Origin of the sequence: Streptomyces sp. NPDC091649 (assembly GCF_044756785.1) — a bacterium.
Classification (GTDB): domain Bacteria; phylum Actinomycetota; class Actinomycetes; order Streptomycetales; family Streptomycetaceae; genus Streptomyces.
This window is the reverse complement of the sequence record NZ_JBIVTR010000025.1, coordinates 33826-56967: the sequence shown is the minus strand read 5'-3', so window position 1 is coordinate 56967 and position 23142 is coordinate 33826. Positions and strand designations below refer to the sequence as shown.

Annotated in this window: 21 protein-coding genes; 5 read left to right on the top strand and 16 right to left on the bottom strand. The window is 72.9% G+C overall.

Going from position 1 to position 23142, the window contains the following annotated elements:
• Positions 1 to 21 precede the first annotated feature (21 nt).
• The 3 genes from fxsBH to ACIQMU_RS29640 form a co-directional block, all read right to left on the bottom strand.
• Positions 22 to 2439 carry a radical SAM/SPASM protein FxsBH, inactivated beta-hydroxylase extension form gene (gene fxsBH, locus ACIQMU_RS29650; RefSeq protein WP_402690080.1) on the bottom strand — a complete coding sequence of 806 codons (2418 nt, stop codon included), beginning with the start codon at positions 2437 to 2439 and terminating at the stop codon, positions 22 to 24.
• A 30-nt stretch (positions 2440 to 2469) separates the two neighbouring features.
• Positions 2470 to 2634: an FxSxx-COOH cyclophane-containing RiPP peptide gene (gene fxsA / locus ACIQMU_RS29645; protein WP_352243740.1), complete on the bottom strand. Its 165-nt coding sequence runs from the start codon at positions 2632 to 2634 to the stop codon at positions 2470 to 2472.
• Positions 2635 to 2998: 364 nt separating this feature from the next.
• Positions 2999 to 3703: a hypothetical protein gene (locus tag ACIQMU_RS29640; protein ID WP_352243739.1), complete on the bottom strand. Its 705-nt coding sequence runs from the start codon at positions 3701 to 3703 to the stop codon at positions 2999 to 3001.
• A 300-nt stretch (positions 3704 to 4003) separates the two neighbouring features.
• Between ACIQMU_RS29640 and ACIQMU_RS29635 the strand changes: the two genes are divergently transcribed.
• Positions 4004 to 4930 carry a DUF4231 domain-containing protein gene (locus ACIQMU_RS29635; RefSeq protein WP_352243738.1) on the top strand — a complete coding sequence of 309 codons (927 nt, stop codon included), beginning with the start codon at positions 4004 to 4006 and terminating at the stop codon, positions 4928 to 4930.
• Between the two features lie 142 nt (positions 4931 to 5072).
• Here the strand turns inward: ACIQMU_RS29635 and ACIQMU_RS29630 are convergent, their stop codons facing one another.
• From ACIQMU_RS29630 to ACIQMU_RS29615, 4 genes are all read right to left on the bottom strand, one after another.
• Positions 5073 to 5552 (bottom strand): hypothetical protein, encoded by a 480-nt coding sequence (locus ACIQMU_RS29630; protein WP_352243737.1) that lies wholly within the window; start codon positions 5550 to 5552, stop codon positions 5073 to 5075.
• Between the two features lie 189 nt (positions 5553 to 5741).
• Positions 5742 to 6641, bottom strand: a complete 900-nt coding sequence (locus tag ACIQMU_RS29625; protein ID WP_352243736.1) for a S1 family peptidase — start codon at positions 6639 to 6641, stop codon at positions 5742 to 5744.
• Positions 6642 to 6879: 238 nt separating this feature from the next.
• On the bottom strand, positions 6880 to 7701 hold the full coding sequence (locus tag ACIQMU_RS29620; protein WP_352243735.1) for a DUF1684 domain-containing protein: 822 nt from the start codon (positions 7699 to 7701) through the stop codon (positions 6880 to 6882).
• A gap of 83 nt (positions 7702 to 7784) precedes the next feature.
• Positions 7785 to 9011: a DUF5685 family protein gene (locus ACIQMU_RS29615; protein ID WP_352243734.1), complete on the bottom strand. Its 1227-nt coding sequence runs from the start codon at positions 9009 to 9011 to the stop codon at positions 7785 to 7787.
• 308 nt (positions 9012 to 9319) lie between these two features.
• Here ACIQMU_RS29615 and ACIQMU_RS29610 point away from each other — a divergent pair, with 308 nt between their 5' ends.
• Positions 9320 to 9763, top strand: a complete 444-nt coding sequence (locus tag ACIQMU_RS29610; RefSeq protein WP_402690079.1) for a cell division protein SepF — start codon at positions 9320 to 9322, stop codon at positions 9761 to 9763.
• Between the two features lie 67 nt (positions 9764 to 9830).
• Here ACIQMU_RS29610 and ACIQMU_RS29605 read toward each other — a convergent pair whose 3' ends face one another.
• Both ACIQMU_RS29605 and ACIQMU_RS29600 read right to left on the bottom strand, forming a co-directional pair.
• Entirely contained in the window at positions 9831 to 11054 is a 1224-nt protein-coding gene (locus ACIQMU_RS29605) for an acyl-CoA dehydrogenase family protein (protein ID WP_402690078.1), read from the bottom strand.
• A 102-nt stretch (positions 11055 to 11156) separates the two neighbouring features.
• A complete protein-coding gene (locus ACIQMU_RS29600; protein ID WP_402690077.1) occupies positions 11157 to 12899 on the bottom strand; it encodes an MFS transporter in 1743 nt (580 codons plus the stop codon).
• 497 nt (positions 12900 to 13396) lie between these two features.
• On the opposite strand from ACIQMU_RS29600, the gene ACIQMU_RS29595 reads away from it, so the two are divergent.
• On the top strand, positions 13397 to 14413 hold the full coding sequence (locus tag ACIQMU_RS29595; RefSeq protein ID WP_402690076.1) for a phosphatase PAP2 family protein: 1017 nt from the start codon (positions 13397 to 13399) through the stop codon (positions 14411 to 14413).
• 105 nt (positions 14414 to 14518) lie between these two features.
• Here the strand turns inward: ACIQMU_RS29595 and ACIQMU_RS29590 are convergent, their stop codons facing one another.
• The 4 genes from ACIQMU_RS29590 to ACIQMU_RS29575 form a co-directional block, all read right to left on the bottom strand.
• Complete coding sequence (locus ACIQMU_RS29590) at positions 14519 to 14734, bottom strand: I78 family peptidase inhibitor (protein ID WP_352243729.1); 216 nt, start codon at positions 14732 to 14734, stop codon at positions 14519 to 14521.
• 382 nt (positions 14735 to 15116) lie between these two features.
• Positions 15117 to 16082, bottom strand: coding sequence for a YafY family protein (locus ACIQMU_RS29585; protein WP_352243728.1), 966 nt, complete (start codon positions 16080 to 16082; stop codon positions 15117 to 15119).
• Between the two features lie 88 nt (positions 16083 to 16170).
• A complete protein-coding gene (locus ACIQMU_RS29580) occupies positions 16171 to 16998 on the bottom strand; it encodes a transferase (RefSeq protein WP_352243727.1) in 828 nt (275 codons plus the stop codon).
• Positions 16995 to 18278, bottom strand: coding sequence for a glycosyltransferase family 4 protein (locus ACIQMU_RS29575; protein WP_402690075.1), 1284 nt, complete (start codon positions 18276 to 18278; stop codon positions 16995 to 16997). The genes ACIQMU_RS29580 and ACIQMU_RS29575 overlap by 4 nt, the downstream gene beginning before the upstream one ends.
• A gap of 525 nt (positions 18279 to 18803) precedes the next feature.
• On the opposite strand from ACIQMU_RS29575, the gene ACIQMU_RS29570 reads away from it, so the two are divergent.
• Together ACIQMU_RS29570 and ACIQMU_RS29565 are read left to right on the top strand one after the other, a co-directional pair.
• Positions 18804 to 19586 carry a hypothetical protein gene (locus ACIQMU_RS29570; RefSeq protein WP_352243725.1) on the top strand — a complete coding sequence of 261 codons (783 nt, stop codon included), beginning with the start codon at positions 18804 to 18806 and terminating at the stop codon, positions 19584 to 19586.
• A 137-nt stretch (positions 19587 to 19723) separates the two neighbouring features.
• A complete protein-coding gene (locus ACIQMU_RS29565; RefSeq protein ID WP_356729645.1) occupies positions 19724 to 20047 on the top strand; it encodes a hypothetical protein in 324 nt (107 codons plus the stop codon).
• Between the two features lie 76 nt (positions 20048 to 20123).
• Here ACIQMU_RS29565 and der read toward each other — a convergent pair whose 3' ends face one another.
• The 3 genes from der to cmk form a co-directional block, all read right to left on the bottom strand.
• Positions 20124 to 21593 carry a ribosome biogenesis GTPase Der gene (gene der / locus ACIQMU_RS29560; RefSeq protein ID WP_352243946.1) on the bottom strand — a complete coding sequence of 490 codons (1470 nt, stop codon included), beginning with the start codon at positions 21591 to 21593 and terminating at the stop codon, positions 20124 to 20126.
• Between the two features lie 68 nt (positions 21594 to 21661).
• Positions 21662 to 22318 carry a lysophospholipid acyltransferase family protein gene (locus ACIQMU_RS29555; protein ID WP_352243945.1) on the bottom strand — a complete coding sequence of 219 codons (657 nt, stop codon included), beginning with the start codon at positions 22316 to 22318 and terminating at the stop codon, positions 21662 to 21664.
• The gene (gene cmk, locus ACIQMU_RS29550; RefSeq protein WP_352243944.1) at positions 22315 to 23010 is read right to left on the bottom strand and encodes a (d)CMP kinase; all 696 of its coding nucleotides are present in this window, start codon (positions 23008 to 23010) and stop codon (positions 22315 to 22317) included. Before cmk ends, ACIQMU_RS29555 begins: the two co-directional genes overlap by 4 nt.
• Positions 23011 to 23142: the final 132 nt, after the last annotated feature.

Genomic DNA, 23142 nt, shown 5'->3' with positions numbered 1-23142 from the left:
TTCCACCCCCCTGCCGTTCGGTCATTCGAACGTCACTTTCCGGTCAGCCGCCAGAACGTTCGAGACCTGACCGGACGAAGGGGAGGTCCTGCGGCGATTCTTCCCGGCCGCACTCCGTGTTCCGCTGGTCTCCTTGCGGACAGCGGCGATCAGCTGTTTTCCGTCGACCGTCACCTCCGCGGCGTTATCGATCATGTCGAGCGCTTCCGGAACACCCGTGAGGAAGCGCGGGTCGTAAAGCCCCAGCCCGGCCCGTTCGAATGTCTCGGCCAGCAGTCGGGAGAACGTCACGGGCTCGTTCCCCCAGGGCGTCCGATGTTCCCAGGTACCGTCCAAGGCGTAAAGATCCGTCACTTCACCGAGCGCCCGCAGTTTCGCCCGGCGGAATCCGCTCAGCAGGCCGAGTGCCAGCTCTTTCACGTCAGCCGTCTCCCCGACGCCGAGTGCGCCGTGGCCGTGCCGCCCCGGCTCGGCCGTGCCGGCGGTCAGCGGGGTCAGCGTGGTGAGCGTCCGGGCCGCCTCGGCCGCCAGGTCGGGAACCGCGTCGGCCAGCAGCGACCATGCCCCGGCGATCCGGTGTGCCCAGGCGTCGGCGCGTTCCGCTTCGAGGCGGCCGGTCGCCGGGCCGCCGAAGCAGTCGCGGAAGGGATCGAGGTCGTCGAGCAGGAGGACGGGGGCCGGCGCCTGCCGCAGCACGCGCACGGGAAGCCAGTGCGGGCCCTCCGGCTCCTCGCGGGCGATGCGCAGCTCGGTGCCGGGCCCGTCGGCGGGCGCGTCACCGGGCCCGTCGCCGAAGGCGGCCGTCCGCGCGTGGACGAGGAACCCGTCCCCCGTGGCACGCACCACTGCGGCTCCCCGTTCCTCGGGGCCGCCGAGGAGCACCGTGCCGAGGGTCGGCAGGTGGAGGGTTCCGCTCCGGTACGCCACCGGAACGGACAGGTCGAGCCCGGCCCGGACGGCGGCGACGGCCACGGAGGCGGCGAGCCGTTCGGCGGCGGGTCCCGGGGCGCCGCCGTCGGCCCGGGCGTCCTCCAGGGCACCGGCCAGCCAGGTGCGGGTGTAGGGGTGCGCCAGCACCGCGTCGAGCGCCTCCGCGCCCCGGGCGTCCGCCTCCACCGCCGCCGCGAGCCGCCAGGCGTCGTCCCAGAGTGCGCCGCCCCGACCGTCGAGCGTGTCGTGGAGGACCGCGAGCAGGGTCCGGGTCAGGTCCTGGTGGGCGGCGAGGAGGTCGTCCGGCGACCGGACGGCGGCTGACTCGGTGGTGGCGGCCGTACGCTCCTCGATGCCCCGGATCAGCGCCGCCAGGTCGGCGCAGTAGACCGACGGGTTGTCGAAACCGCCGCCGGAACCGCCGCCGGAACCGCTGCCGGAGCCCGGGCCGGAGCCCGGGCCGGGGCCGCTGTCCGAGCGGTAGCGGTGGGTGTAGAGACCGCCGCCGCACGATCGCACGACCGGGCAGCGGCGACACGTCTCGCTGACTCCGGCCAGGCCGAGCTGCCGCGCCCGGACGCCGGGGTGGGCGGCGACCTCGTCGAAGCTGTTGCGGAAGACGTCGAACCCGGTGGCGGCGGCGCCTTCGTAGGCGCTCTTGAGCGAGTCGACCTGTTCCAGCTGGCCGTCGGTCTCGATGACCACGAGGTCGGTGGGGGCCAGGCCGAGGGACTCGGTGAGGCTGGGGCCGCCGCTCAGGCTGGAGAGGACCGAGGCGAACATCCGGACCGGCATGGGACGGCCCTGTTCCGTCCAGCGGTCGAAGACCGTCAGGAGCCAGTCGGCGTACGCGGTGGGCGTTCCGTCCGGCCGCTGCGGCGGGTCGTCCCAGGTGGCGTGCGGCAGCAGGAAGTCGACGAGCGGGGGTTCGAGCGCGGCGAGCGCGTCGTGGACGGCCACCGGGTCGTTGCGGACGTCGACCGTGCAGAGCAGCCCGAGGTCCAGATGGCGGTAGCGCTCCTCGCGGAGCAGTTCGACGGCTCGCATCACCATGGGGTGGCTGCTGCGTCCGCCGGCGAATCGGCGGTGCCGGTCGTTGGCCGCGCGGTCGCCGTCGAGCGAGATGCCGACCCGGACGTCGAAGGCGTCGAAGAGGTCGAGGTAGCGGGGGCTGAGCTGGACGCCGTTGGTGTGGATCCTGAGGTCCAGCTCAGCGATGCCGTTCAGGGCCGAGCCGAGCTCCTCGCAGACCCGTCGCAGTCGCGCGGGCCCGGCCAGGAGCGGTTCCCCGCCGTGCAGGATCACTGTGACGGAGGGAAGCGCATGAGTCGCCGCATGCTCGGCCAGACGCCGGGCAGTCCAGGAAATTGCCTCGTCAGAGATGGTCTTCGGGCGGGTCAGCCAGCTCTGATCTGCATGTTCGTAGACATAACAATGGTCGCAGGCGAGATCGCACCTGCTGTGCACTTTGAGCACGAATTCACGGAAAGGGACCAGGGGTCCTGTCATTCCGCCATTCTAGCCACTCCTGACGCCGGCTCAGAGAGCCGAACTGAAAGTGGAGATCCGGGTGGAGCGGGCCGTTGTCGCACCGCTTACACGGCTGAGCTTCCGGGCGGCCTCGGGGCTGCGGACGTCGATCGCCGCGAGGGTGGCGCGGGTCTTCGCGGAGGCGAAGTCGGGGGTGGTTCCGTAAGTCTTCACGGCCGTCCTAGGGGGATCCTGAAGGGGTCTGTTTCCGGACATTGAAACGCTGCCGGATTCCGTGTCTTCACAACGGCCCGGCACGCGCACTTTACTACCGAGAAGGCCCTTCCACCCGCCGGCGGACCAGCCTTCACACCTGGTTCGGAAAGTCGGAACACGCCTTCCGCTCGACCGCTCGGGTGAGCGGGGGACGGCCGGCGGGGCCGGTGGGCCGCGGAGCGGCCCCTCTGCGGCCGGCCCTCGCAGGTGAGGGGCTTTCCGCGACCGGCGGGACCGCCCGCGGATGTGCCGTGCGCGCGCGGTGCCACGCGCCCGCGCGGCTCTGCCGCACGCGTCGGGAGACCCCGGGCGGAACCGCCGTTCACCCGTTCACCGGCTCTCCGCCGACCACGGGGACGTGGTGTTCCGCGCGGGCCCCGCGCATACAGTCCAGGACGCGCTCGTGGCTGTCGCCCACGACGTCCGTGACCCGCACCCGGACATGCAGCGCGTCGACCCGCTCGACGCACCGCCGCGAGAACACCCCCACCGGCACGGTCTCGTACCCCCCGGCGCCGACCACCGGAAAGCCCGGCCCGAAGGCGGCGAGCTGGTAGTCCGACCCGGCCGAGAGACCGCCGGCCGCCAGGGTGGCCACGACGTCCGGCACCGCGCCCCACGGCACCGCCTCCGCGCCGGGGCCGCCGCGCAGCACCACCCGGCACTCCCAGCTCTCGATCACGGCGATGTGCTGACCGCCGTTCAGTATCCCCACCCGCCACGCGGGTTGCCCCTCGGCCAGCAGCCCGGGGCGCCAGGAGCCGCGCCAGCCGAGGTAGGGCCGGACCGTCCGGGCGTACTGCGCCCTCGCCAGTACGGCCCCGGCCGCCACGGCCAGCAGGCCCCCGAGCACCTCCATGTCCAGCAGCCGCAGGCGCCAGGGCCAGGCGTCCTGGGCGCCGGGCGGGACGTTGGCCCGGACCGACTCCCACAGCAGGATCAAAGTGAGGACCGCGAGAAGCACCAGAGGAGCGGTGAAGAGCAGCGGACTGCGGCGCACCCTGCGCTGGCTGTCCGCGAGCGGCACGTCCTCGCCCGCCCCTGCCGTCCGGCTCCCCTCGATGGCCCCTCCCTCGCCCGGAGCTGATCGACGCCCATCGTGTGAGGCGTCAACTCGCCTGCATACCAGTCAAGTTGAACCACCTTGCCACAAGGAGACGGCACGAGGAAGGACACCGACACGGAAGTGGCCGAACTCCGCCGTAGCGGCTCTCCGGGAGGCCGGGACGCTCTTGCCGCGCCCAGCCCTCCCCCCTACTCTCGTGGCCCCGGGCGGGGCAGCGCGACGGCCGGCCCGGCCAGACGACGACTGCGGACGGAGGCGACCATGACGGCGTTGCCCGAGCCGCTGAGATCCATGGTCTTCAGGAACGATGACCTGCCGGCGCTGTTCCACCACACGGACGCGGTCGCCGTGGCCCGCCAGCGCGAGGCCGTGAACACCACCCGGATACAGCTGGCGCTGCTCGTGGCCGGCACGGTGCCGGCGGCGCTGCCCTGGTCCGCCGGGGACGGCCCCGCGGCCCGGGTCCTGTACGGAGCCGCGGTCGTGGCCTACCTGGGCGTACTGTTCGCGACCTTCCTCGCCTCCCACCGCAAGGCGAAGTCGCACTGGCAACTGAACCGCTCCGCAGCGGAGTTCATCAAGTCCAACTGCTGGCGCTACGCGGTCCACGGCGCGCCGTTCGACAGCTCGTCCGAGCATCCGGAGGCGCTGTTCGCCAATCGCCTGGAGGACGGCCTTCAGGAGCTGCGGAAGGTGGGCTGGGCCGACCCGCGCGAGGAGCTGGAGGATTCCGGCGGCCTCATCACGGAATCCATGCGCGCGTTACGGAACAAGGCGTACACGGTCCGCAAGGAGACCTACGTTCGGGACCGGCTCATCGAACAGCGGCGCTGGTACCGCAGACGCCAGCACGCCTCCCGGCGCGGGGCGCTCCTGTGGTCGGGCGCCATTGTCGCGCTGACGCTCCCGGCTTTGGCACTGAGCGCGTTCCAGACCTTCGGGGTGGGGCGGTCGTTCGGCCTGACGGGGGCGTTGTCCGCGGCGGCGGCGGCCTGTCTCGCCTGGAACGAGACGCGGCGGCACCATCCGCTGATCTCGGCGCACTCGCTGGTGGAGAAGGACCTGGAGTCGATGCAGGCCGCCATGGAGACCACCCTCACCGAGCGGCACTGGCCGGCGGCGGTGTTCGAGACCGAGCGGATCGTGTCACCGGAGCACACCGACTGGCTGGTCAGACACCGCGTGTGAGCCGGACGCCCGCCCGTGAGGCCCCCGCGGCGCTCCTCGTGCGGCCGTACGTGAGCGCGGCCGTACGCGCCGCGGCCCCTGCGTTCCCCCGCCCCCGCGTCCCGTCCCGCCCCGCCCCGTCCCGTCCGGCTTCCCCCGCCGGTCAGCCGCGCAGCACCCCGTCGCGCCAGATCACGGTGACCGGGCGGCCCAGGGTGCGGGCGTAGGTCACGATGTCGCCCGTGCCGCCGAGGCCGCGGGCCGGGCGGCCGTCCCAGACCGCGAGGAGCCGGTCGCAGTGGTCGGCGATGTAGGCGCCCGCGGCGTAGTACGCCTCGTCGGTGGAGTGCGGGAAGCCCAGCCGGACCTCCCGTGCCGCGCGCGCCTTGAGCATCCGGTAGCGGGCCAGGTCGGCGGCGGTCTCGAAGCAGTTCTCGTAGTCGCCGCTGGGGATCACGGCGGTCAGTTCGGCGCCGCAGGCGAGGGCGAGGTCGGCGAAGATCTGGTCGGCGCCGACCGCCAGGCTGGAGAGCGCGTGCGTCGCGCCGTCCGGGCCGCACAGCGCGGCCCGCAGCCCCGTGAGCACATGGGCCCGGGCCTCGGCGGGGATGGAGCGGTGACCGGTCACTCCGATGCGATTCACGGACCTGCTACCCCCTGATGCCAGCGGAGCTCGTCCCGGTGGCGCGTCCGCCCCCGTCGCCCCGTCACGACGATCCGTCGTGGCGACATCCTCTCAAGAGGCCCCCGGCGAGCGGGAGCCCCCGTCCGGAATTCCGGACGGGGGCACGTATGTACGGACAGCTCCGTACCCGGCCGGGTACGGGTCCGGTCAGTACACGCTGACGTTGTACGCGTTCAGCGCCTCGGTGACCGGCTGGAAGAAGGTCGTTCCGCCGAAGGAGCAGTTGCCGCTGCCCCCGGAGGTGAGACCGATCGCCCGGGTGCCGGAGTAGAGCGGACCGCCGGAGTCGCCGGGCTCGGCGCACACGTTGGTGCGGATCATGCCGTAGACGACGTCGCCGCCCCCGTAGTTGACGGTGGCGTTGAGTCCGGTGACCGAACCGCTGTGGGTGCCGGTCGTGGAGCCGCGACGGGTGACGGACATGCCGACCGTGGCGTTGGCGGCGCTGGTGATGTCCTGGTTGCCGACCGTGCCGCTCTTGGTGATGCTGTTGTTCGTGTAGCGCACGATGCCGTAGTCGTTGTTCGGGAAGCTCGATCCGGCGGTCGTGCCGAGCACGGTGGTGCGGGCCGAGTTCGCCCACCAGGTGCTCGCGCCGTCGGTGCAGTGACCGGCGGTCAGGAAGTAGTAGGTGCTGCCGCTGCGGACGTTGAATCCGAGGGAACAGCGGCCGGTGCTGGAGTAGATCGCGTCGCCGCCGGAGATCAGCTTGGTGAACTTCCCGGGGGTGCGCTCGATGCGCAGCGCGTCGGCGTTGGAGCCGGCCGACTTCTTGATCTGCTTGATCTCCGCTTTCGAGACCGTGCTGTCGACGGTGACGACGAGGCGCTTGGACTGCGGGTCGATGTTCCAGGCGGTGCCCGCGATGTCGGCGCCGAGCACGGCGTCGCTCGCCGCGGTCAGCTGGTCGGCGCTGAACGTACGGGGGGTGTCGGCGTTCGCGGTGGGAATGGCCATCGCCGCGACGGCGGCCAGCCCCGCGAGGACGGCCGTGGTACGGACGCGTCTTGCCGCACTGGAGCGGTTGTTGGTGCGCTTGATCCTCACTTCGGGTTCCTCCGAGGGGAATCGGGGGCCCACCTGTGGGGTGGTGGGCCCGTGAGGCGCAGTCGGGGGCCTGTCCGGATCTGGATTTGCCGTGCCCCTGACAATCGCTGACCGGAGTATCGAGGGGGCCGGACGGGAGGCGCAAGAATGCCTTTCGGCCACGTGGGTCACACGCGTCTCCGGCCCCGGGGGCCGTGGGGCCGCTGGGTCCGCCGGGGCCCCGAGCGGCTCTCGCGGGTCAGGCGTCGATCCGGTTCCGCTCCCCTGCCGGGACCGCCACGCCGAGCGTGTTGCCCGGGGGCGGGAGGGGGCAGATGAAGTGATCGGCGAAGGCGCACGGCGGCAGCAGGGCACGGTTGAAGTCGACGGTCACGCTGCCGTCGCGGGCGGGCGCGCCGGGCCGCAGGAAGCGGAAGCGGTAGCTGCCGTTCCCGCTGGTCGCGTCGGCGAAGACGGCCCACAGCGACCCGTCGGGCTCGACCGCGGCCCCGAGCGTGTGCGGGTCGCCGTCCACGGTGAAGGCGATCTCGCCGTCGAGGCCGAGACCGCGCTCGACCCCGTCCGCGTTCGCCACCCGCACGGTCCGGCCCCCGCCGTACGGCCGGAAGGTCCCGGACAGCGCCCAGCGGGGGTCGTACGGGGTGGCCTCGATGGTGGAGAAGGCACGCCGGGCCGGTGAGCCCGGGTCGAAGTCCCGCACCGCCCAGAGCCCTTCGCGGCGGAGCACCACCAGCCGCCGCTCCCCCCGCGCCACCCGGGCGTCGTCGACCGGCCCGCGGTCCGCGCGGAGCCGGACCCGGCCGGTCAGCGGTTCGCCGTCGACGACGATGCCGTCCTCGGCGGCGGCCGTGAGGACCACCTCGTCGCCGTCCTCGCGCCAGTGCCCCGGGACGGCCGGAATTCGCCCCTCCGGGTAGTCGGAGAGCCAGTGGGTCCCGGTCAGGGAGAGCGGTCCGTACGGGGCGGCGACGGCGACGACGCGCCCCTCGTGCCACCGCCGCCAGTCCCGCGCGGCTTCCGTCCCGCCGCCCTGCTCCTGCTGCTGTGCGTCCGTGCTCATGCGGCCAACCCTTCCATACCGATGCGTACGCATACGCCCCCGGCGCGTACGGGCACGGCGCTTACGGGCACGGCGCGTACGGCTCAGCAGTCGCAGCCGCAGGAGTCGCCGCAACAGCAGCAGCCCTCGCCGCACTTCCCGCAGCAGTCGCACGCCTCGCAGCAGTCGCCGCAGTTGTTGCACGGCGCCTGCCGCCGCTCCCTGCTCCAGGGGTCCTCGTAGGTCCCGCAGCACATCTGGCAGGTGCAGGCGAGTCCCGCCCACACCAGGCATCCGGCGATCAGCCCGCGCCGGTCGCGCGGCGGGCGCGGCGGAGGCGGGGCGGCCGGTCCGCCCGGCGTCGGACCGTACGGGTGGCCGGGCGTCGGGCCGGAGGGGTTTCCCGGCGGCGGTCCGAAGGACCCCCGGGGCAGCTGGAGCCCCGAGTGCTCCGGACCCTCCTGGTGCGAGCAGGAGGAGGTGCCGAACGCCCGGTCGACCGAGCGCCGCAGCTCGTGGGCGAGCAGGACGTGGACCAGCTCGCCGTCGGTGAACTCCGCCTCGCGCAGCGCGAGGCGGATGCCGTGCAGCGCGTCGTCGCAGAGCCGGCGCGCCTCGGACAGCGGGGTGCCGGTGACGGTGAGCGGGTTCCAGGCGCCCGCGGCGGCGTCGGCCTCCCGGTCCTCCACGGCGTCCAGCAGATGGGCGAGCCGCCCGAAGAGCCGGCCGGCCTCCGCGAGCGGCGCCGCGTTCTGCGGCTTCCCCGCGAGGTGGGCGGTGTGCGCGAAGGCGGCCGCGGTGGCGGTCTCGGTGGGCTCGGTGACCGTCAGCAGGGGGGTTCCGGACCCGGCGAGCGCCTCGATTCCGGTCTGCCGGTCGACCGCGTCGACCAGGAGCGCGGTGTCGAAGCCGAGGGCGGCCCCGGTCCGCGCCCCGGCCCGGTCCCACCCGGCGGCCACCCGGCGCGCGGCGGCGGCGACCGGCCGGCGGGCCAACAGGCCGTCCCGGTCGGCCACGTGGTCGCGGATCTTGGCCGAGGCGAGGACGAGCGAGACGGCGGCGGCGAGTCCGGCCCCCTCGCCCCGGGCGACCGGGGCGGTGCGCATGGCGCGCAGCGGGCAGGGCCCCGCGGTACGCCGGCTCCCGGGCGTGCGGCCGGCCTGAGCCTCCGTCAGGACGGAGACGATCAGACCGTCATAGTTCGTGACAAGACGGGCGAACTGTCCGTGATCCGCCCTCAGGGCCAGGCAGAGGCCGCAGAGATGGGCCATCCACTCGGTCCGGAGACCTTCGGAAAGCCGATGGGTACAGGGCCTGACGATTCCGAACACGACGATCCCCCGGGAGCCGGTCAGCCGGTGCGCGACGCTCGCGCACCGGAGCGGCGTGCATCGTATCGAGTGGCCCGTTCACCCGTACGTCTCCCGGATCACCCGTACGGCCGGAGCATCATATTTTCTTTCCGCAAGCCTCCTTATGCGGGAGGAACCCTGACGAACCGCCACATCTTCTGCACCAGTAACGTCACGAATCGCCTGTGAGCCGACTATCTACTTGGCGCGGTATCCGCATCATGGACGACCATAGGGATACGAGAGAGATGCGGAACACCAGGGAACCGCGGTGAGAGGAGGCGTCCATGGGATCGGTGCGCAAGGCGAGTGCCTGGCTGGGTCTCGTCGAGGACAACGACGAGCGGTACTACGACGACGAGTACGCCGAGGGTGCGGAGACCAGCACGGGCAACCGGGCCTGGGTCACCGACCCGCGGGTGCAGGTGGCCGCGGAGGCCGCCGAGGAGCAGGACCGCCGGATCGCGACGGTGACCCCGGACAGCTTCCGGGACGCACGGGCCATCGGCGAGCTCTTCCGGGACGGCGTCCCGGTGATCGTCAACCTCACGGCCATGGACCCCGCCGACGCCAAGCGCGTCGTCGACTTCGCCGCGGGGCTGATCTTCGGCCTGCGCGGTTCGATCGACCGGGTGGCCACCCGGGTCTTCCTCCTGTCCCCGGCCGACACCCAGGTGGTGGCGGGCGAAGCCGCCGGCCGCAAGGCCGACGGCTTCTTCAACCAGAGCTGAGCGGGGCGCTCGCCGGAGCGGTCCGGTCAACGCCGCCGGCCGGCGCGCGCGTGCCCGCGCGCCCGGTTCACCGGAAGGCGTCGAGACCGGTGAGCGCCTTGCCCAGCACCAGCTGGTGCATCTCCACGGTTCCCTCGTAGGTGAGCACCGACTCCAGGTTCGTGGCATGCCGCATCACCGGATACTCCAGCGAGATCCCGTTGGCCCCGAGGATCGTGCGCGAGGTGCGGCAGATCTCGATCGCCTCCCGCACGTTGTTCAGCTTGCCGAAACTGACCTGCTCCGGCCGGAGCCCGCCCGCGTCCATGCGGCGGCCCAGGTGGTGGGCGAGCAGGATGCCCTTGTGCAGCTCCAGGGCCATGTCCGCCAGCTTGGCCTGGGTGAGCTGGAAGCCGCCGATCGGCCGGCCGAACTGTTCCCGGCTCCTCGCGTAGTCGAGGGCCGACTCGAAGCTGGCCCGCGCCGCGCCCATGGCGCCCCAGACGATGCCGTACCGCGCGTGGCTCAGACAGCTGAGCGGACCGCGCAGCCCCCTCGCGTCCGGCAGGACCGCGCCGGCCGGCAGCCGCACCTCGTCCATGACCAGCTCGCTGGTGACGGAGGCCCGCAGCGACCACTTGTGCCGGATCTCCGGGGCCGAGAAGCCGGGGGCGTCGGTCGGCACGACGAATCCCCGGATGCCTTGCCCCTCCTCGCCCCCGTCGGTCTGCGCCCAGACGACGGCGACCCCGGCGACCGAGCCGTTGGTGATCCACATCTTGCGGCCGGTGAGGACCCAGTCCTCGCCGTCGCGCCTGGCGTACGTCCGCATCCCGGCCGGGTCCGAGCCGTGGTCGGGCTCGGTCAGGCCGAAGCAGCCGATGATCTCGCCGGAGGCCATGCCGGGCAGCCACCGCCGCTTCTGGTCCTCGGAGCCGAAGCGGTGGACGGCGTACATGGCGAGCGATCCCTGTACGGAGACGAGCGAACGGATACCGGAGTCGGCGGCCTCCAGCTCCAGGCAGGCGAGCCCGTACTGGACGGCGCTCGCCCCGGCGCAGCCGTACCCGTCCAGCGACATGCCGAGCGCGCCCAGCGCGCCGAGTTCCCGGGCCAGCTCCCGGATGCCGGGCAGCTCGCCCTTCTCGTACCATTCGGCGATGTGCGGAAGGACGCGGTCGGCGGCCCAGGTGCGGACGGTGTCGCGGATCGCGAGGTCGTCGGGGCCGAGCAGGTCGTCGATGCCGAGGGGGTCCGACGCGTCGAACGGCGGGAGCTTCGACGGCTTCGCGGACTCGGTGCTGCTGGACATGAGGGTGCCTCCGGCGGCTCGCACGGTGCTCGGAGGGACCGGGAGACGCCCGCCCTCCGAAAACTAGCAGTGGTAGTCAGGGCGTCGTGCTGACGTTACGGCTCAGTGTGCCGCCCGTCCAGAGCCGGTCGCCTCGGCGGGCTCGCGCCGCGCGGCCGGCATCGGGCGCGGGGCCGGGCGGACGGTGTCGGCGGCCAGATGGTCCGGGACCCCGCACTCGGCGGCGGGGCGGTCGGCGGCCGCGGGTGCGCAGGCCGCGGACACGGCGGCACCGGCCTCGCTCCGGCGGCGGTGCTCCTTCGGCGGACAGTCCATGGCCCCGGGCAGCCGCAGGGCGGCCAGCGCGCCGAGCAGCAGCAGTCCCGCGCTGACGTAGAGCGTGATGTGGAGGCCGCCGATGAAGGCGTGCCGGGCCGTGGAGCGCAGCAGGTCGCCCATCGGGCCGCCCAGCTGTGCGGCCACCTGGTACGCCTCGCCCAGCGAGTGGGACGCCTCCGCCCCGGCGCGGGCCGGGACGCCCTTCTCGCGCAGGGACGCGAGGCCGGGGGCGTAGGCGGCGTTCATGACGCTGCCGAGCAGAGCGATGCCGAGGCCCGCGCCGAGTTGGTAGGAGGTCTCGCCGATCGCCGCCGCGCCGCCCGCCCGCTCCGGCGGGGCGTCGCTGAGCATCGACTCGTACGCCCCGAAGAGCGTGGTCTGAAGTCCGAAGCCGAGCAGGACGAAGGCGCAGGTCAGCAGTACGGGCCGGTCGTGCTGGCCCATCGAGGTGAGCAGCAGCACCGAGGACGCGGTGAGGACGAAGCCCCAGCCCACCATGCGGCGCGGGCCGACACGGCGAAGGGTGTGCGAACCGGTGGCGCCCGCCGCCATCGCCGCGAAGGTCAGCGGCAGCAGCCGCAGTCCGGTCTCCAGCGGGCTGAGCCCCAGCACCAGCTGAAGGTACTGGACCGCGATCAGCTGGAGGCCGACCAGCGCCAGCATGGCGAGCACGATGCAGCCGACGGCGGTGGAGAAGGCCGGGCGGGCGAACATGGAGACGTCGATCAGCGGATGCGTGCGGCGCCTCTGCCGGCGTACGAAGAGGACGAGGAGCGCGAGCCCGAGGGCCAGTGGGCCCAGCGACACCGGGTCCAGGAGCCCCGCGCCGCCGCCCAGGTGTTTCACGCCGAGGACGACGCCGAGCACTCCCGCCGCGGCGGTCAGCGCGCCCAGCACGTCCCACGGGCCGTCGTCGCCGCCGCGTGACTCGGGCAGCAGCCAGCGGCCCAGCGGCAGGATCACGGCCATCAGCGGGATGTTGATCAGGAAGACCGAGCCCCACCAGAAGTGTTCGACCAGGAAGCCGCCGACGACCGGTCCGGTGGCGGCGCCGACCGCGGCGACCGCGGTCCACACGCCGATGGCGAGCGCCCGCTCCCGCCGGTCGGGGAAGACCTGGCGCAGGATCGACAGCGTGGCGGGCATGATCATCGCGCCGCCGACGCCGAGGAGGGCGCGGGCCGCTATCAGGACGGCGGGGGTGTCGGCGGTCGCGGCGAGCGCGGAGGCGACACCGAACAGCGCGTAACCGAGGAGCAGCACGCGCCGTCTGCCGACCCGGTCACCCAGCGTGCCGAAGAGGATGAGCAGCGAGGCGCAGACGAGGGGGTAGGCGTCGACGATCCACAGGAGGGCCGTGCCGCTCGGGCGGAGGTCCTCGGTGACGGCCGGAACGGCGACGTGGAGCACGGTCGCGTCCAGCGCGACGACCAGAAGGCTGAGGCAGAGGACCACGAGGACGACCCAGCGGTTGGCGTCGTCGGCGGCTTTGCGCAACCGGTCCCCGGCCGTGGTCGTCCCGGACATCTGCGTACCTCCCGATGAGTCCCTCGCGCTCGGCGGACCGACGGTGACGTGGAACGCGCGCCCCTCGGGCCCGGCATCGACGGGCGAGCGAGCGGTCAGCGTACGCGAGTTCGGCGAGGTCACCTGTGGTGCACGTCATACCGCGGTTCGCCGCACAGTGTGGCGTACGCCATGCCGGGGCCGGCCGGGGGGGCTCCCTCTCAGGCGCCCGGCGCTCCGCGGCGGCGGGCCCCCGGCGGGCCGGGCGGCGGGTGGCGCGACGGTGTGCGCCTCCCCCGAATGGCGGGAGCAATTGCCGCGGATTTGGATGCGCTTCTTTTTCCGAGAGATCAAACACGCTTACGAACGGAACCGGCGGGCAATTGGCCGGACGCTCGCGGGGGCACTTCTCCGCATCCGGAAAGAACTCCGTTTCGAGACGAACTCCACATCACATCGTCATCACAAAGAGACCGGATCGGTCTGCTCGCACACTCACTCGCTGTAACGTCGATTGGGTGCGTACCGACATCTTTGCCCGCCTGGACCGGGAGCCGGAACCGCCGAAGATAGAAGCGCCGCGGATGAGCCGTCACCGCATCGCCCTCTTCGGCGGGACGTTGGCGTTCTATCTCGCCATCGTCTTCGCGGTGCTGATCACGTCCTGGCTGGTGGCTCTGGACTGGAAGGTCATGCTGTTCCGGCCCTACCAGCAGTGGCCCGAACTGCACGCCTTCCTGGACTACTACGTCGTGCTCGGCCAGCGCGGCCCCACCGCGGTGATGGTCGCGTGCTGGCTGGGCTGGCGCTCCTGGCGTCAGCACACGCTCCGGCCGCTGCTGGTCCTCGGCACGTCCCTGCTGCTGCTCAATGTGACGGTGGGCGCGGTCAAGCTGGGGCTCGGGCGGCTAGGCCCGCACTACGCGACGCAGATCGGCTCGGCCGAGATGTTCGCCGGCGGGGATATATTTCCGTCCGGGCACACGGCGAACGCCGTTGTGACCTGGGGAATCCTCGCCTACCTGGCCACCACTCCGCGTGCCAGGCGCTATCTGTCGGCGGTGTCGGCGACGGTCTCGCTGGGCGTCGGCCTCACCACCGTGTACATCGGTACGCACTGGCTCAGCGATGTCGTGCTGGGCTGGGCCGCCGGGCTGCTCATCCTGCTGGCGCTGCCCTGGTTCGAGCCGCTGATCGCCCGGACCGAGGCATGGATCTTCGCGATGCGCGAGCGCTGGCGGGAGCGTCGCGGCGGCGCCCGTCCGGCGCCGGTGGCGGGGACCGGGCCGCAGCCGGTGCTGGTGCCGCAGTCGATGGCCAACGACGCCTCCGCCGCCGAGACCGTGATGACCCCGGCCGAGCCGGCGCTCCCCGCCGGACATCCGACGACGGGCGTCAGGGCGCGGGCCCACGGCGGGCTCCCCGCGCGTCCGGGCACCCTGCCGCCCACCCCGACGGGCGTCCGCCGCCCGCCGCACACGGAGCGGGGCCCGCGCGCGGCCGGCAGCCCGGCACGCCCGATGACGGGCGGCTGACACCGCCGCCGCGGACCCGCGAGCACCGTACGCACAGCCTCGCCCGTATGACGAAGGCCCCGACCGCGGTCGGGGCCTTCGTCATACGGGTCCGGCGGCCGGGGGTCAGCCCACCCAGCAGCGCGTCACGGTGTCGTCCTCGACCTGGAAGTTGATGCGGCCCCGGCGGAACTCCATGGTGAGGAACGCGCCCGGAGGGACGGCCCGGACCGTGTCCCACCCTCGGCTCCTGGCCTGCCGCTCGGCGGCGTCGGCGGCGAGGCCGACGTACGACTCGGCGGCGTCGTCCGGCTGTGCTGGGGGGGTCGGTAGAGATGCCATGCCCTCACCGTAGGCGGCCCCGGACCGTGGCGGAAGTGCGGGCCGGGAAGGCGTCTTTGGCATGCCCGTATGCCGTGGCGGTCACGCTTGTGTCACAGAATCCCCACACCCGCATACGAGGCTCCATTCACTCGAACGGGCTGCGGGAAGGCATCGGCGCGCAAATGCGGGAACGCCCGTCCGCAGACGCGGGAACGGCGTCGGCAGCCTTCCGGAATCGCGGGGGTGACCTGCTTCTTTTCCTGGCGGCCGCAGGTGTCGCCCGAATGGTCGGGACACCGGGATTTCCCTCCCCGTAAACCAGCCCTTTTCCTTTCCGTCGACTTTCCTCGCCCCGCCCGGCCGCCGGACCGGATGACGCGGGCGATCGCAGGGGCCGGGGTCACGGTTCGCCGAGCGCGCGCGTGAGCCGGTCCCTCGCCTCCCGTATGACCTCGGTCAGCTCGGGCGGTTCGACCACCTCGAAATCGAGGCCCGTCATCAGGATGTGGACCGCCATCTCCTCGAGGCTCGCCGCCCCCGAGGTGAGCCGGCAGGAATCCGCGTCCACGGCCTCCAGAACGCCGGCGGAGGGCGAGACCCGCCGGGCCGCCTCGGCCGGCGGCGCCTTCAGCAGGATCACGGCGCGTGCCGCGTAGACGGAGACCGCGACACCTCGCGAGACGTACGCCGCCAGATCCTCCGCGGGCGGGGGGCGCGGGGTGAAACGGGGGCCGTGCGGTGGTGCCGGGGTGATCCGGTCCACCCGGAAGGTGCGCCAGTCCGCCCGCTCCAGGTCCCAGGCCACGAGATACCAGCGACGCTCGGTGCAGACGAGCCGGTGCGGTTCCACCGAGCGGCGCGAGAGGTTCCCGCCGTGCGCCCGGTAGGCGAACCGGAGCCGCTCGGCGTCCCGGCACGCCCCGGCCAGCTCGGTGAGCACACCCGGGTCGACCGCGGAGGCGTCCGGGCCGCGCAGCATCGGCACGGTGTACGCGCCGAGGGCGCTCACCCTGCGGCGCAGCCGGTTCGGCAGCACCTGTTCGAGCTTGGCCAGTGCGCGTACGGAGCTCTCGCCGATGCCCTCGACGCCGTGTCCGGCGGCCGTGCGCAGGCCGACGACGACCGCGACGGCCTCCTCGTCGTCCAGCAGCAGCGGCGGCAGCTCGGCGCCCGCTCCGAGCTGGTAGCCCCCGCCGGTGCCACGGCTGGCGTTCACCGGATAGCCCAGGTCCCGCAGCTTGTCGACATCCCGGCGCACGGTGCGCGGGGTGACGCCTAGCCGGTCGGCCAGATCTGCGCCGGACCAGTCCCGGTGGGACTGGAGCAGTGAGAGCAGGCGCAGCAGTCGTGCCGAGGTCTCCACCATGCGGGTGAGTCTGCCAGGGATTGCGGACAGCGCCTGTCCGCAGTCCGAGGTCCGTCCCCGGCTCCCCGGGCCAGAGTTCCCTCGTCCCTCAGCGAGTCTCCGCCGCGGGCTCCAGCCGGAGGCAGAGGTCGTTGTCGGCGGTGTAGCACGGGGTGGCGAGCACCCCGGGGGCCGCCGGGCGGCCCGGGTAGACGAAGGACCTGTGGCGGGACCAGACGTCGTCGAGGACGCGGGAGATCCTGACCCCGTCCGCGCCCGCCGCCGGAATCAGCCACAGCTGCCAGAGCTGCGCCTCGCGCACCGGCCCGGCGGCGGGCGGCGCGTAGGGCAGGGTGAAGGCGAAGCCGCCGGACGCCCCGTCGGCGGAGGTGAGCGGGACGCGGTGCGCCCGGGCCGGGTCCCCCGGCAGCCGGGCCTCCGCGGCGGCCCCCTCCCCCGCGGCGACGCCGTACAGCACGCCCTCGACCCGTACGCCGGCCGTGCCGACGACGACGGCCCCCGCCTCGGCGTGCGGGGCGCGGGCCCAGCAGCGCAGGGCGAGGCGGCCGTCGGCCGTCGGGTAGGGGACCCGGGCCCTGACGCTCGCGCCCCGGGTGTCCGGGCTGCGGTCGACGAGGGCCCGCAGGTCCCGCAGCCCGGGCTCCACGGTCCGGGCGGTGTCGGATCCCGGTTCCTCGACATAGGCGTCCCAGCGTCCCTCGGACAGTTCGGCCGAGGCCGGGAGCACCGCCCGCAGCCGTCCGGGCCCGGCCTCGGCGAGCGGGAGCCGCACCGTGCCGCCGGGTCTGCCGCCCGCCGCGCCCCGGCGCCGCAGCAGCAGCACGGACGCGGGGCGGACGGCCGGGGCGGCCAGGTCGAAGGTGAGCGTTCCCGCCGGGTCGGCGGCGCAGTCGGCCCGTACGGCGGTGGGGTTCACGCGGCCCTCCCCCTGCGCAGCACGTCGGCGGCCTTGTAGCGCAGGGCGTAGGCCCCGTCGAGGACGCTGCCCCGGGTGCGGTGGAACGCGGTGCGCAGAGCGCCGTGCCCGTGCCCCTGGGCGCCGCGGGTGACGAGTTCGGCGAACAGGCTCTCGTGGCGCTCGGCGATCCGCGCCGGGTCGAAGCGGGCGGAGGCGCCGAGCGCGGCCGCGCCCATCCGGTGGCGCAGGTCGTCGTCCTCGATCAGCTGGAGCAGCGCGGCGGCGATCGCTTCCGGGTCGCCGGCCGGAACCAGCCGCCCGTCCACTCCGTCCTCGATGATCTCGGCCGGTCCGTGCGGGCAGTCGGTGGCGACGACCGGCAGCCCGCCGCGCATCGCCTCGACGATCGTCATACCGAAGGACTCGCGGTCGGACGTGACGGCGGCGATCGACCCCTTGGGCCACTCGGCCTCCATCGGGTTGGCCGAGCCCATCAGGAACACGTGGTTGTGCAGGTCGAGTTCGTCGATGAGGGCGCGCAGCGCGGCCTGCTCGTCGCCGGTCGCGTCGCCGCCGCCGTAGATGCGCAGCCGCCAGTCCGGGCGCGCCGCGGACACCCGGGCGAAGGCCCGCACCAAGAGGTCGTAGCGCTTGATGCGGTGCAGCCGGCCCGCCGCGACGACCCACTTCAGGTCGCCTCCCGCGGGCGGACAGGCGGGCTCCGGCACGGCGTTGGGGATGGCCTCGATCCGTACGCCCGGCAGTTTCAGGCGGCCTCGGTAGTCGTCCGCGTCGGCACGGGTGACGGTGGTGAGCGCGTCCAGGAGCGTGTAGCGGTGGGCGATCTCGCGGCGCAGCCGGTAGCTGTGGCTGTCGAGCGTCAGGTGCTCCTGCCCGACGCGCACCGGTCCGCGGCGGGTCTGCCGGCTGAGGTGCACGTTGAGGCCCGGGCGGGTGCCGACCACGACATCCGCCTCGATGGCCTGGAGATGGGCGGCGATGCGGGCGTCGGTGAGCCTGCTGTACTGCTTGTGCCTGCTGTCCCCGCGCGGGAACACCACGGCGGGCCTGGCGTGTTCGGCGTCGCCGCCGTCGTAGGTCGCGCTCTTCTTCCGCAGGTCGACGAGGTGGCGCAGCGTCACGCCCTCGGGCGCGCCGAGGACGGGGGCGTCACGGTGCCGGAAGACGGACACGACCTCGACGTCGTGCTGCTCGGCGAGCGTGCGGGCGAGCGTGAACGTCGTCCGGATGGTTCCCCCGATTCCGTAGGCATTGTGCAGAAGAAAAGAAATATGCATGGTGTCGCTGTTTCTCCTGTCGACCTGACTTGTCAAGACTGTACGCGCCGAGCGGTTTTCCGCCCGGAATGCGCCGGGAAATCCGGCACATCCCCCGCATCGCGCACGGGATCCCTGGTTCACCTCCGGAACCGCCACTGACCTGCGGGTTCCGGAAGCCCTTCATCCGGATGACGCTGTTCCCGGAAGGGACGGACCGTGCCCGCGGGACACCGGAGCGGTAAACCGGTCGGGCTGCCCGGCCATCCGTTCACCAACACTTTCCTTCGAGGTTGACGTAGGGCAATGCGGGGAGGTTGCCCGCGCGCCGGTAAAACTTGCGGCCGGATCGCCGGAGCCGTACGCCGAACGGGCGGCGCCCCGCCCGACCGGGCGAAATGCCGTACGTCGACTGCTCGACCTACCGATGTGTCGACCCGGCCACACTTCCGTCCGCCGCGATGCGTGACCCCGGCCACGGATCCCGCGTTGTCTCTTCATGAGCCGGGAACCACCCGGCCCACGCACCGAGTTCGAGGAGCCACCGTGCCGCGCATGCTCGACGTCAGCCAGGACGTACGCGCCGAGATCGGCGACGACGAAGCCGACCGGCTGCTCGTCGGCGACAACGCCCCGGGCAGTTACGACTGCACCTCCTGCCGCACTCCCGGCGACTCCGACCAGGAACGCACCAGCACGGTGCTGTTCATCGGCGACGAGACCGCCGTCCTCGCGTTCGCCCACGCGACGTGCATCCCCTCACAGGTCGTCAGGGTCGCGGAGGACCAACTCCAGGGCGCGGTGCGCAGCATCACCGGCAGCGAGCAGAAGAACACGGAGGGGCGTATGCCCGAACAGGCTGTCCTCGGCATCACCAGCGGACTCGTCCTCATCGAGGACGATCTCCGCCCGGCCCTGGTCGTCGAACCGACCGGGCCCGTCGCCCGGCCCGGCACGGACGGCAGCGGGGGCGACGAGTTCCTCCAGCTGCTGCTGGAGCAGGGCTTCCGCCCCGCTCCCGACATGAACCGGCTGCCGGAGGTCCTCGCCGGCTGGTCCGTGCTGCTCGCGGCGGGCCAGCTGCACGCCGTGCTGCAGCCGAGCGCCGGCGGCGGCAACCCGGTCGCCTGGTGGCAGGCCCACCAGCCGCTCCAGGTGACCGACGGCTGGCGGGCCGCGGTGAACAAGTCGCAGACGGTCCTCGTCTTCGCCGCCCCCGTCGGCACCATCGGCCAGCAGCCGCGCGAGGACCTGCTCCGGGACGCCCTGGAGAAGGCCGCGGTCAACGGGCTCCTGGTCGCCGCCTCGATGCCGCTGGCCGGGACCTGATCATGTCCGCCCAGCCCGGGCACCCGTACCGAACAGCGTTTTCTCCGTCGGGGCCGCATCCGACGGGCGGTGAGGTCGTTGGCACCTACGTGCACTCATACGACTCCTCCCGCCAGCATCAGAGTCAGATCCCTGCCATGCGCCCTTCGCAGGATCCGCCGGGGGGCGTGTCCCCCACCCCGATCTACGACGCGCTGTACTCCGAGTACCGGCGCTCGTTCCGGGCGTTGCCGGGCGACCGGAGCGGCGAGGAGAGTCTCGCCTTCCCGGCCTTCGGCGCCGGTCTCTTCGCCTCCCGGGCCCCGCTGAGCGGTCACTCCGCCCCGTCCGGGCACAGCGGCCACGGGGGGCGCGGCGGCCAGAGCCAGCACGCCGGGGGCCTCGGTTCCTGGCAGCGGGTGGGGCGTCACGCGGGGAAGCCTCGCCCCGCGGCCCTGCCCCCGGGCTCCCGGGACTTCTGAGCCCCGGCGAAGGCCGTACGGCGAAGCCCCGGGCCGCTCTCGCGAGAGCGGCCCGGGGCTTCGCCGTACGGCGGTGCTACTTGTTGCGGCCGCGCTTCTCGCGGACCCGTACGGAGATGTGGATCGGAGTCCCCTCGAAACCGAACTCCTCGCGCAGCCGGCGCTCGACGAAGCGGCGGTAGCCGTGCTCCAGGAAGCCGGAGGCGAAGAGCACGAAGCGCGGGGGCTTGGTGCCCGCCTGGGTGCCGAAGAGGATGCGGGGCTGCTTGCCGCCGCGGATCGGGTGCGGGTGGGAGGCGACGATCTCACCGAGGAAGGCGTTGAGCCGGCCGGTGGGGACGCGGGTCTCCCAGCCCTCGATCGCGGTCTCGATCGCCGGGACCAGCTTCTCCATGTGCCGGCCGGTGAGGGCCGAGACGTTGACGCGCGGGGCCCAGGAGATCTGCGCGAGCTCCGTCTCGATCTCGCGCTCCAGGTAGTAGCGGCGCTCCTCGTCGAGGGTGTCCCACTTGTTGAACGCCACGACGAGGGCGCGACCGGCCTCCACCGCCATGGTGATGATCCGCTGGTCCTGGACGCTGATGGACTCACTGGAGTCGATCAGGACGACGGCGACCTCGGCCTTCTCGACGGCGGCGGCCGTACGCAGCGAGGCGTAGTAGTCCGCGCCCTCCTGGAGGTGGACGCGGCGGCGGATGCCGGCCGTGTCGATGAACTTCCAGGTGATGCCGCCGAGCTTGATCAGCTCGTCGACCGGGTCGCGGGTGGTGCCGGCCTGCTCGTTGACGACGACCCGGTCCTCGCCCGCGACCTTGTTCAGCAGGGAGGACTTGCCGACGTTCGGGCGGCCGATCAGGGCGATGCGGCGGGGGCCGCCGAGGGCGGTGCCGAACTTCTGGGCCGGGGCGTCGGGCAGGGCCTGAAGGACCGCGTCCAGCATGTCGCCGGTGCCGCGGCCGTGCAGCGAGGAGACCGGGTAGGGCTCCCCGAGGCCGAGCGACCACAGGGCGGTGGCGTCCGCCTCGCCGCTCTGGCCGTCGACCTTGTTGGCGCAGAGGACGACGGGCTTGCCGGCCCGGCGCAGCAGCTTGACGACGGCCTCGTCGGTGTCGGTGGCGCCGACGGTGGAGTCGACGACGAAGACGACCGCGTCGGCCGTCTCGATGGCGTACTCGGCCTGGGCGGCTACGGAGGCGTCGAGCCCCAGCACGTCCTGCTCCCAGCCGCCGGTGTCGACGACCTTGAAGCGGCGTCCGGCCCATTCGGCCTCGTAGCTGACGCGGTCGCGGGTGACGCCGGGCTTGTCCTGCACGACGGCCTCGCGGCGGCCGATGATCCGGTTCACCAGGGTCGACTTGCCGACATTGGGGCGGCCTACGACGGCGAGCACGGGGAGGGGGCCGTGACCGGCCTCGTCGAGGGCGCCCTCGACCTCCTCGGGATCGAAGCCTTCCTGCGCGGCGAGCTCCATGAACTCCGCGAACTCGGCATCGCCAAGTGCTCCGTGCTCGTGGCCCGAGCCGTCGGAGTGAATCTGGTCGTCCATGAAGTCCGTTCCTCTTTACATCATCATCGATGGACCGCGATCAGCGCGGTCCACTACTCAAGTCTCGCCTAACGCCCGGTGAGGCGCCTGGCACTTTCCAGGTGGGCGGTCAGCTTCGCCTGGATCCGCAGGGTCGCCTCGTCCAGCGCCCTGCGCGTGCGCCGCCCGTCGCCGGCGCTCGCGTCGAACGCGTCACCGAAGACGACGTCGACCCGGCTGCGCAGCGGGGGCAGCCCTCGTATCAACCGTCCTCGGCGCTCGGTGCTTCCCAGGACGGCCACGGGGACGATCGGAGCCCCGCCCCGGACCGCGAAGTACGCGAGTCCGGCCCGCAGCGAGGCGAAGTCTCCTTCGCCCCGGGTGCCCTCGGGGAAGATCCCGAGGACGCCGCCGTCCTCCAGTACGCCGAGCGCGTGCGTGACGGCGGTGCGGTCGACGACTCGGCGGTCGACCTCGATCTGCCCGATCCGGTGCAGGAACGGGTCGAGGGGGCCGACGAACGCCTCCTTCTTGATCAGGAAGTGCACCGGCCGGGGTGCGGTCCCCATCAGCATCGGTCCGTCGATGTTGTGGGAGTGGTTCACCGCGAGTATGACGGGTCCGGCGGCGGGCACGCGCCACGCGCCGAGGACCCGGGGCTTGAACAGCCCGTACATCAGGCCGATGCCGATGGACCGCCCGACGGCCGCTCCGCGCGACGTGGGCGCGTCTGTGGCATCGCTCACGCGGCCACCCGCTTCCCCTCGACGAGGGTGACGACGCACTCGATGACCTGCTGGAGGGTCAGCTCGGTGGTGTCCACCTCGACGGCGTCGTCCGCCTTGGCGAGCGGCGAGGTCTTGCGGCCGGAGTCGGCGGCGTCCCGCCGAATCAGGGCCTCGCGGGTGGCCGTCAGGTCGGAGCCCTTGACCTCACCGCTGCGGCGGGCGGCGCGGGCCTCCGGGGAGGCGGTGAGGAAGATCTTGAGGTCGGCGTCGGGCAGCACGGTGGTGCCGATGTCCCGTCCCTCGACGACGATGCCGCCGGTCGCCGCCGCCGCGATGGAGCGCTGGAGCCCGGTGATGAGCGTGCGCACCTCGGGGACCGCGCTGACGGCGCTGACCTTGGAGGTGACCTCCTGGGTGCGGATCGGGCCGGAGGCGTCCTCGCCGTCGACGGTGATCGTCGGGGCGGCGGGGTCGGTGCCGGAGACGATCACCGGCTTGCCGGCGGCCGTGGCGATCTCGGCCGGGTCGCCGACATCGATCCCGTTGTTCAGCATCCACCAGGTGATGGCTCGGTACTGCGCGCCCGTGTCCAGGTAGCTCAGGCCGAGCTCGGCGGCGACGGCCTTGGAGGTGCTCGACTTGCCGGTGCCCGAGGGCCCGTCGATGGCGACGATCACGGAGGAGCGTGCGGTTTCCACGGTGGTGGACACCTTCCTGGTACACGGGTGGGGACGGACGGGCCTGCGAGGGGCCTCGTACCAGGTTACCGAGTACCGGGCGTGCCCTTGTACCCCGTACGGGGGAGGCGGGCCACCCGGGCGGGGGTGGCGGCGCCCCGTCGT

Coding starts and splice junctions, on each gene's coding strand:
- fxsBH (WP_402690080.1), bottom strand. CDS start 2,439: ATGACAGGACCCCTGGTCCCTTTCCGTGAATTCGTGCTCAAAGTGCAC.
- ACIQMU_RS29635 (WP_352243738.1), top strand. CDS start 4,004: ATGACGGCGTTGCCCGAGCCGCTGAGATCCATGGTCTTCAGGAACGAT.
- ACIQMU_RS29620 (WP_352243735.1), bottom strand. CDS start 7,701: ATGAGCACGGACGCACAGCAGCAGGAGCAGGGCGGCGGGACGGAAGCC.
- ACIQMU_RS29610 (WP_402690079.1), top strand. CDS start 9,320: ATGGGATCGGTGCGCAAGGCGAGTGCCTGGCTGGGTCTCGTCGAGGAC.
- ACIQMU_RS29605 (WP_402690078.1), bottom strand. CDS start 11,054: ATGTCCAGCAGCACCGAGTCCGCGAAGCCGTCGAAGCTCCCGCCGTTC.
- ACIQMU_RS29600 (WP_402690077.1), bottom strand. CDS start 12,899: ATGTCCGGGACGACCACGGCCGGGGACCGGTTGCGCAAAGCCGCCGAC.
- ACIQMU_RS29590 (WP_352243729.1), bottom strand. CDS start 14,734: ATGGCATCTCTACCGACCCCCCCAGCACAGCCGGACGACGCCGCCGAG.
- ACIQMU_RS29585 (WP_352243728.1), bottom strand. CDS start 16,082: ATGGTGGAGACCTCGGCACGACTGCTGCGCCTGCTCTCACTGCTCCAG.
- ACIQMU_RS29575 (WP_402690075.1), bottom strand. CDS start 18,278: ATGCATATTTCTTTTCTTCTGCACAATGCCTACGGAATCGGGGGAACC.
- ACIQMU_RS29565 (WP_356729645.1), top strand. CDS start 19,724: ATGCGCCCTTCGCAGGATCCGCCGGGGGGCGTGTCCCCCACCCCGATC.
- der (WP_352243946.1), bottom strand. CDS start 21,593: ATGGACGACCAGATTCACTCCGACGGCTCGGGCCACGAGCACGGAGCA.